General features: G+C 35.5%; 7 protein-coding genes. All 7 read right to left on the bottom strand.

The features are described 5' to 3' along the window. Positions 1–22: 22 nt before the first annotated feature. A complete protein-coding gene (gene amrB / locus COX77_02080) occupies positions 23–1,810 on the bottom strand; it encodes an AmmeMemoRadiSam system protein B (protein PIZ99275.1) in 1,788 nt (595 codons plus the stop codon). A gap of 2 nt (positions 1,811–1,812) precedes the next feature. Next, positions 1,813–3,630 (bottom strand): hypothetical protein, encoded by a 1,818-nt coding sequence (locus tag COX77_02085; protein ID PIZ99276.1) that lies wholly within the window; start codon positions 3,628–3,630, stop codon positions 1,813–1,815. Next, the gene (locus tag COX77_02090) at positions 3,623–4,105 is read right to left on the bottom strand and encodes a hypothetical protein (protein PIZ99281.1); all 483 of its coding nucleotides are present in this window, start codon (positions 4,103–4,105) and stop codon (positions 3,623–3,625) included. The genes COX77_02085 and COX77_02090 overlap by 8 nt, the downstream gene beginning before the upstream one ends. 25 nt (positions 4,106–4,130) lie before the next feature. Beyond that, the gene (locus tag COX77_02095; GenBank protein ID PIZ99277.1) at positions 4,131–4,946 is read right to left on the bottom strand and encodes a radical SAM protein; all 816 of its coding nucleotides are present in this window, start codon (positions 4,944–4,946) and stop codon (positions 4,131–4,133) included. Positions 4,947–5,005: 59 nt separating this feature from the next. Continuing rightward, positions 5,006–6,094 (bottom strand): hypothetical protein, encoded by a 1,089-nt coding sequence (locus COX77_02100; protein ID PIZ99278.1) that lies wholly within the window; start codon positions 6,092–6,094, stop codon positions 5,006–5,008. 70 nt (positions 6,095–6,164) lie between these two features. Then, entirely contained in the window at positions 6,165–6,410 is a 246-nt protein-coding gene (locus COX77_02105) for a DUF2892 domain-containing protein (protein PIZ99279.1), read from the bottom strand. 417 nt (positions 6,411–6,827) lie between these two features. Beyond that, positions 6,828–7,469, bottom strand: a 642-nt coding sequence (locus tag COX77_02110; GenBank protein ID PIZ99280.1) for a hypothetical protein, incomplete at its 5' end; no start/stop codon positions are given.

The raw sequence follows: 7,469 nt of genomic DNA on the forward strand, positions 1-7,469 counted from the left end.
CTCCATAAAAATCAAGTATTTGTCACCATTTATCAAACTTCTCCACAAATTCCTGTTTCTTTTCCCGGGACATTAATCGCACTCTACTTCTTTCGGACTGCAAAGGAAATAAATAGTAATCAAGGATTTTATTGGTTGCTGACGGATCCATGATTAATCCTAACCCTAATCCCTCTTGGGTATCAGCAGAAAAATATTGATCAAAGACAAAATTTCCTAAAGAATAAAAAATATACTTACCGCGATATTTTTCCTTTCCTTGTACCACGTGCGGATGGTGCCCAATGATTAAATCGGCACCACTGTCAATAAGGGTGTGAGCAATATTTTCCTGAATTGTATTTTTTTGATGTTGATATTCATTGCCCCAATGGATATTGATAATGATAACATCGCTCTTATCCTTTACCTGCTTGATCATTTCCTGAATTTTACCAAGATCCAATGGTTGATAAACCTGACTAAAGCCCAGCATCGCTAAGCGGTAACCACGGCGATTAATAATATTCAAACTACACTCGCCAATCTGAGCATCAGCGCAACCAGAAAATTCTAAATTCAATTGTTTTAAATTGTCTCTAGTTTGTTCTACTCCTAACGTTCCTTGGTCAGTTAAATGATTGTTAGCTAAATTAAAAAAATTAAAGTTATACTTTTTCAACTGTCCAACGTCGTTTAAATCAAAAGAAAAATCATAAGCATTATCGGGCAACCAATGCTCACCATTTTTCAGCACTGCTCCTTCTAAATTAGCACTGGTTAAATCCAAGCCGCGCCAAAAACGATTTTCCTGACCAGATAATCCCTGAAAAATAACATCTAAATTTTTATTTTCATACTGCTTCTTAACATTGCGATCTAACATTAAGTCACCAAAAAACATTAAAGCCAAATATTTTTCTTGCTGTGGTTCACCATTTACAAAATAATAGAATTGATGCGAAGTAGTGGATTCGCTTTGCTGGGGTAAAAAACGACCGGAATTAGTTTGCCGAACTAAAAAACTTTTTTGCTGCTGCGTTAGCCGTAAATATTCGAGCAATAAATAAGCGCTCTTTGGAGAATCGATTTCTGTTTGTAATATTCTTTCTTGATCAAAAGTTTGAATAATATTAGCTGTAATTTGATCATGAAAATCAGCAACATCAACTGGCAAATAATGCGAGAAATCAATGGAAGCTAAAACCAAAATTTTTTGTTCTTGACAGTACTGCGATAAGAGCTGAGCAATTTTTGCTAGTTCATCTGTTTTCGCTGACTCCTTAATAATCAAGGGTAAAATTTTAACCTTTGGTAATGCGTAATGAATGTACGGCAATAAAACTGTAATGGAACTCTCTTGCTGAATTATTTTATTATTTAATTTTGCCGTACTGTTTATTAAATTAGCTGAATTTAAATCAACATCCATGCTACCAGTTGGCGTTTGCCAATTAGCGTCACTGTAGATAATATCGCCATGACCAATATTTTGATGATTTGGACCAATGATAACAACGGTGTCATATTTTTGATCAGCTAAACCGAGCAAATAAGAAGCAATCTGCTCTTTCACCAATAAATGGTGAGGTAAAATTCCACCTCCTATTTTAGCTATAGGCGTATCAGCAAATCTGGCTGCACTGTCAAAAACTCTATCATACTCCTCTTTCGTACCAGTAATAATATTTTTGCTCTGCTTTTGGCTAATAGTCAGATTGGTGATCGTTGGTAAAGTATCTTTTGTTAATAGCCATACCAGCTGACCAATCAAAAACACAGTCATGATAACGATGACAACAATAAGCTTATTAGTTAATCTTCTGTCCATAATTAATGATGAATAGCACCACCCCACTCAACAACAGTAAAACCTTGACGAACTGGTGTGGTGATAACCAGTGGCTCTACTTGTCGATAATTATCCAGTCCTTGAAAATCCATAAATACTCGGATGATAGTATTGGGTTGTGGCTGGACAGCTAATGGCGCCATCTTATTAAAATCGTTTTGGTCAACAAAGGTGATAAAATAATAGTTGTCTTTTTGTAATCGTGGTAACCAGTAAGCAATAAATTCATCATACTCTTTGGGTATCAATCCCAGTTGGGGCAAAGTTTCTCGCAAAAATTGTTCCATCTTTTCCCGCGCAATAACAAATCCTTTTTCTGGTTGTTGATAATTTAAACCATAGCCTTCCCAAAAAAGATAAGGATACCACGTGCTGTCGGCATAGTTATATAATTCACTATTTGGTTTAGCCAGTACTTGCCAGCCGTCATTATATGCTGGTTCGGTAGTGGTAAATCCACCAGTCGGCTGCACCTGAACGGCCACGGACATTTCTTTTTCTGGATAAAGATAAATAACCGGTTTGCCACACTCCACCGCTGGCGAATATACTATATTTTTTAACACTAAATAATTGCCTAGCGGGTCGGGCCAAATAATAATCGGATTGGTTTTAAGAAACTCATCAAAGGTTATCTTTTCTTTTTCTTTTTTTAATTTTTCATCAAAGCCCGGATAATACCGATCGTAAATAGTTTGCAAAATACTATCTTTGTCCGTGGTGTTAGTTTTTTGTTGCTGATCAGAAAAAATATAAAACTTTTCACCAGCTATATTAGTGCCCAGTAGTTGCAATTTATTTTGCTCCAAATAATCTGCTCTTTCTAAACAATAAGAGCCACAACTACTGCGTTGCGATATGGAGTATTGGCCAGTAAATGAACTACCGTTAACTAAGTTCAGTTGCAACGACAACTGCTGAGTATTTACTTGCTGATCATTGTTTATATTATAAATATAGTCTTGAACTAGGCCATCTGGCGTTCGTACTACAAAACATAAGGCATTGTCTGATTGATCCTTTTTTTGATAAAGATAATTTTGACCATCATACTTAAACAAAGGAGTAATGCTGGATAATTCATAAAAAAACGTCGTAGGAAAATCTGTGGTCTCGTTTTTCTGCAATCGGACTTTAGCTGAAGCTATTTCTATTTCCGCTGGCATTGATAAATTGGTAAGTACAACCTCATCATCAATACTAAAAAAATCAGTAACATTATTACTCAGCTCATGAAAATTTTTACTGAGAATAATATTTTGCTTTTGATTACTAACAAAACGATATAAAGTTGCAGGTCCCGGCATGCCAACTACTGTCCGGACAACCATCACGTATAAATTATAATCTTTATATTTTCCTTGAATAACCTTACCGACCAAACGAATATTAAATCCTTTTTGATAAGTATCAAAACTGTACTGGCTATCACCATCTGCTTTGATCTTTTCAATTTCTTGCAATAATTTGGTTGAGGCCTTTTCGCTTTTAATAAAATCGTTAACGTTAACCGTGGTATCATTTTTCAGCCACTCAACTATCAATTCACCCTCATTGAGACGTTCGTTAACCGCCTGATTAACCAGCTCTTTTTCGTCGTTAATGGGCTGATCATTCTTTTGATAAAGATAATACATCGTCAACCCATTACCAACTAGTAATAGGCCAATAATAAGCACTAGTGCTATTATTAAAACAGAACCGTGACTTTTTTCTTGATTGTTCATAATATTTAATTTAACCGCTAAAATAACCCTGATAATATTAGCTAACACCCAAGCAATCGCCTTGTCAAGCAAAATAATGGGCGACTAATTTACCCACACTAAAACTTAATAAAATAACCACCATCGTTATTAAGACGTGACTAATAATTACGCGCCAAACAACGTCATTGTTTTGTCGCGCTGTTAAATAACTAATATAGATGATTACTAATAAACCATAAATAATACTGACAACCGCTGCTGTTGTCAGCGACCATAATAATACCGGAATAATAAACACACCGGCAAAAACAAATTTATAAATAAATGTGGCAATGGTAGCTGACCAAACATTGTGCTTATTTTCACTGCGGCCATACTCCAAACTAATATGCATACCAAAGGAATCTGATAAGGCATCAGCCAAGGCGATAGTAACAATACCACCGATGACTGCCAATTTTGATGAAGTACTACTGAGTAAACCTAAAAATAAACCCAGAGTCGTTAAAATAGCTGATGTCACACCAAAACCCATTCCCTCTCTGATAGTTGCTTTATTTAACATATCTTTATAATAAATGATTATGAAATTATTGAAAAGGATTTTTCTTAGTAAAATCTGGCAAAAAAAACTTACCACTGCCATACTCTTGCTCAAAACCTGATAAATTAAGTTGTTGATAATAATCCAACACTTCTTGATATTCAGCCCTGGTTAATAATCTATTGATTTCGGGAATTAAATATGCTTGATAACAAGGATAGTATTGGGACATCAAGCTAACTGGCGTACCAGAAAAATGATCATGAATCATTTGCAAAACTTTTTTGGAATTATCTAAATGGTTAGGAATAATCAAATGTCTGATCAAAACACCTTTGGTGCTTGTTGGTTTGTCTAAACTAGCTGTACCAACTTGCTGCAACATTTCAGCAATCGCGAGCTGAGCTAATGTACTATACTGCCCTGACGCTGACAGCTGTTGAGCTAAAATATCGTCAGCATATTTGAAATCTGGTAAGTAAATATCTACGAGTCCCCTCATCTGCTGTAAGAGTAAGACGCTCTCTTGGGCATTGCTATTCCAAACAATGGGTAAAGTAAGCCCCTGCTGACGCGCTAATATAATAGCTTGCTTGATCTGTTGCCACCAAATTGTTGGACTCACTAAATCAATATTAATCGCCTCTTGTTTTTGTAAACCCAACATTATCTCCGCTAGTTGCTCAATAGTATAGTCACGACCTACACCTTGCTGTGATATTTGATAATTCTGACAAAATACACAATGCAAATTGCAACCACTGAAAAAAATACCACCGGCGCCTTGTTTTTCTGTTCCTACGAAAACTGGCTCCTCGCCAAAGTGTTTTCCCTGCCAAGCTATTTTTACTTTCTCCTGCATAGCACTACTTTTTTACATTAATAATAACTAATCGTACTATTATTCAAATGTTAACTAATTTAATTTTGAAACCTAAATAATACAATCTCTGGTTGATTACCCATCCGCAAAGGTGGACCCCAAGTACCAACGCCACCGCTGGTATAGATTAAAGACTTACCGTCTGGGTGCATCCCAACATCATAACCATGATAAACAAGTTGTGTAATATAATTAAAAGGCCACAGTTGACCCACGTGCGTATGGCCATATATTTGCAAGAGAGAATTATATTGCCGAGAAATATCTAAAAAATTTGGAACATGTCGCCAAAGTATTTTTGGTGCTTCTTTATTTAACGACAAGTCATTAAGAATCTTTTGGTAATTATCCCTATTAGTACTACTCTGATAATCAATACCGACAATAGTTACACCGTCCAAATCAATTTTTTCATTGTTTAAAATAGTAAAACCTAAACCACGAATCGTTTCTAATAAACTTTGGCTCGTAGTAAACTGCTCATGATTACCAGTGATAAAATACTTGCCTTGTTTAGCTTGCAACGCTTTCCAGGGACCAGCAATGTTTTCCGCATTGGCACCGGCGCCATCAAACAAATCACCGCCAACAATAACAATATCAGCTTGCAAGTCATTGATTAGCCTAACTATTTTTTCTGAGGTTTGACTTTGCCAAACGCTTCCTAGATGTACATCACTAACCCAAACCATTTTTTTGTTCTGCCAAGTACTGGGTAGATTCTGCGCGGTAATAATCTGCTCACGAATAATTGGCTGATTAGCATTAATTAACGCCAGTAAAAAGAAAATTAATGCGATACCATAAACCATAACACCGATAACTAAACGATAGGTCATCAATATTGGAATCCATTTGCCGATCAGTACTAATAATAGCAGTACCAGCGAAGCCAAAAATAGAAAGTGAATTAACCCCAACCAGCTAGCGGCAAAGGTATAAAACCAATCAAGTACTCGGACTTGATATTTAGCGACTAATAAAGTTGCTAACAAAAAGGAAAAAGATAAAACAAAAAATACTATTTTAATTTGATTGGGTAAAACAAAATAGCGCTGAGCAATTTGCCAAACAAACCAATGAGCAAAAAAAATAATACCTTGCGCGATGATAATAAATAAGATCATAAACCAAATTATAAATAATATAATAAAAACGTCACGTTTTTATTAGCTACGAATTCTAATAGCTTACTTATTATTGAACGTTCTTCTGATCATCTTCTTTCTGTTCGACAACAACAGGACCAGCTACTAGTTTAACTGGACAGGTATTGATTTTTAATAATTTATACAAACCACAAAAACCAATGTAAGCAGTTATTAATAAGGCTAAGCCGACGACCATAAATATCCAACTGCCAGAGAATAAACCCCCTAATAATAACACCACGCCGATAATGTAGCGTATTTTTTTATCCTGAGCGCCAATGTTTTTTTGCATAAAATAAATTTACTAATTAACTAAGCAAAGTATAGCATAGTTTACTGCGAACAAAAAAAGTGCATTGAATTATCAATGCACTTAACAGTTGTTTACATATTAAACGGAAATGGTCCCATAATAACCGTTCTATTTCTTTGTGGCGTTACTACGACTTGCCAATCATGGCGCAGACCAATTTGATCGTAATTTATCTTTAGATCATGACAGCTTCATCACGAGCTACTGGCTCTAACACCATTGACTCAAAGTCTTTGATCTGTTGATCGGAAATATCAGTTGATGCGGCAATAATTTCAATCAGTAAATTGGTCATGTATAACTCCTTATTTTTTATATAAATGTAAAATGTACAAATTAATAATTGATTCTCTATATTACTACTATTTAATTCTTTTGTCAATGACGACCTCTTTTTTATTTACTCTGAGCCCAGTTACTAGCAAAATTACAATACTCACAATTTTTAGTCGGTGCCGGCACCTGAGTACCATTTAATAATTTGCGGGCTTTCTTGATTTCTTTTTCTACCCAACTATCATTACCCTGATAGCTAATTACTTGCACGTCAAATTCTAGCTTGCCATCAAAAGCTTTTTTGTCCTTTAAACCATTGCAGTAAACAAAATAGCCCAGATCGGAAACAACAAAATCGTTTTTTCGTAATAGCCACTGGTAAACCTCCATCTGTCTTTTATAAGCTTCTTTGTAACCGCCAGTTAAAGTAATAACCTCTTTGGTGCTAGTAGTTTTGTAGTCCACTACGTGTAACTCTTTTTTGCTATTAACCCAAATATCATCTACGGCACCAAAAACCAAAAAATCCGTTGGTTCATGATAATATTGCACACCGGTAAAGTTGTAGCGCCAGGTGTCCATTTTTTCATGAGCCAATGGCACGGCATCAATCTGATACTTGGTCATTAATGGATGGGGTTTGCCAGCTGCTCGGTGAATATCAAACTCTTTTTTTAGCAATATATCAACGGCGCTATTGAGGGTGAAGGCCGGAATTGACGGTCTCTTAATACCTAATTTTAAATCTAAATAAAAACAACG

Source organism: Candidatus Komeilibacteria bacterium CG_4_10_14_0_2_um_filter_37_10, from assembly GCA_002793075.1.
Lineage (GTDB): Bacteria > Patescibacteriota > Patescibacteriia > UBA1558 > UBA1558 > UM-FILTER-37-10.

Excerpts from the sequence above, each read along its gene's own strand:
- amrB (PIZ99275.1), bottom strand. The coding sequence starts at position 1,810 with ATGGACAGAAGATTAACTAATAAGCTTATTGTTGTCATCGTTATCATG.
- COX77_02090 (PIZ99281.1), bottom strand. The coding sequence starts at position 4,105 with ATGTTAAATAAAGCAACTATCAGAGAGGGAATGGGTTTTGGTGTGACA.
- COX77_02095 (PIZ99277.1), bottom strand. The coding sequence starts at position 4,946 with ATGCAGGAGAAAGTAAAAATAGCTTGGCAGGGAAAACACTTTGGCGAG.
- COX77_02100 (PIZ99278.1), bottom strand. The coding sequence starts at position 6,094 with ATGATCTTATTTATTATCATCGCGCAAGGTATTATTTTTTTTGCTCAT.
- COX77_02105 (PIZ99279.1), bottom strand. The coding sequence starts at position 6,410 with ATGCAAAAAAACATTGGCGCTCAGGATAAAAAAATACGCTACATTATC.